This window comes from Phormidium sp. CCY1219, assembly GCF_035615515.1.
In the GTDB taxonomy this organism is placed as follows: domain Bacteria; phylum Cyanobacteriota; class Cyanobacteriia; order Cyanobacteriales; family Laspinemataceae; genus CCY1219.
This window is the reverse complement of record NZ_JAJENT010000883.1, coordinates 1-736: the sequence shown is the minus strand read 5'-3', so window position 1 is coordinate 736 and position 736 is coordinate 1. Positions and strand designations below refer to the sequence as shown.

The 736-nt window shown below is 54.8% G+C and carries 1 protein-coding gene; it reads left to right on the top strand.

What is annotated here, in order from left to right:
* Nucleotides 1-736: putative Ig domain-containing protein (locus LKK83_RS28945; protein ID WP_324634931.1), on the top strand; the 736-nt coding region annotated here is incomplete at both ends.

Below are 736 nucleotides of genomic sequence, written 5' to 3'. Positions count from 1 at the left end.
CACTGCTACCTCCACCGATACCAACTACGATGGCGTCACCATTAATGCAGTCACGGCAGATATTACCGACAACGACACTGCCAATACTGCGCCGGTTGTCAGCAATGCAATTGCCGATACCACTGCCACTGTCTCGGAAGCATTTAGCTTAACCCTTTCCACCGACACCTTCACCGATGCCGATGGAGATGCGTTAACCTACACGGCAACTTTAGAAGATGGGTCGGTATTACCGCCCTGGTTATCTTTCGATGCCGCAACTGGCACCTTCTCTGGCACTCCCACCGACACCGATATCGGTACCCTTACCGTTCAAGTCACCGCCGACGATGGCACGGAAAGTGTGAGCGATCGCTTTACCTTGACGGTCAACGATATTACCCCCGATCCGGTTCCTACCCTCAGCGCGCCACCGAGAGTGCCCTTTGCACCCGATAATACCCTCCTGAACGACGAGATGGTGTCTGACTCGATCGCTCAGACGTTCGAGGACTTCTGCAATCTCACGCCACCAGCCGTCTCCCCCAATGCCGACGCCACTCCCTTAGATAATCTCATCGGCACCACTGCTCCTGACGAGATAACCGCTGCGGGTGACAACACCTTTACCCAAGGGCTACAAGGCAATGATAACCTGTATGGCAGCGAGGGCAATAATACCATCCACGGCAATCAAGGCACGGACTATATCGAAGCCGGTGCGGGGGATGATTTGGTTCATGGCGGCAAGGATGAC